Below are 443 nucleotides of genomic sequence, written 5' to 3'. Positions count from 1 at the left end.
ATTTTGATCAGTATGAAACCGTGTTTGCCGATGTGTTCCAGCAGGCTGAACAGCAGCTGCCGGCGTTGCCCTGGCTGGCTGCCGGTCAGAGTACCGGGGGAGCGATTCTGGCCAGCTATCTGCTCAAGCGCCACCCGGTAGCCGGTCAGTCCGGGCCGTTGCTGGTCTGGCTGCTGGCCCCGTTGTTACGGCCAGCGGGATGGCGCAGCGGCCGCTGGATACATACGCTGGTACACCGTTTTGTCGCCCGGGTGCCGAGACGTTTTGTGCTGAACGGTAATAATCGGGTATTTGCTGAATTTGTTGCCAGTAGTGACCCCCTGCAATCCCGTTATTTGAGTGTCCATTGGGTGACGGCACTCAAGCGTTGGCTCGGCTGGATCGAGCGGCGATCACCGTTTGATTATCCGGTACGCATGATTCAGGGGACGGCGGATCAGACC

At 59.1% G+C, this 443-nt stretch carries 1 protein-coding gene; it reads left to right on the top strand.

Annotation, left to right across the window (positions count from 1 at the left end; all coding sequences use genetic code 11):
* Positions 1-443 (top strand): serine aminopeptidase domain-containing protein (locus tag Q4563_RS16220; protein WP_303605212.1); only part of this gene is annotated, 443 nt, incomplete at both ends.

Source organism: Gilvimarinus sp. 1_MG-2023 (assembly GCF_030548285.1).
The sequence above is the reverse complement of the archived record's forward strand: the minus strand, read 5'-3'. Positions and strand labels throughout refer to the sequence as shown.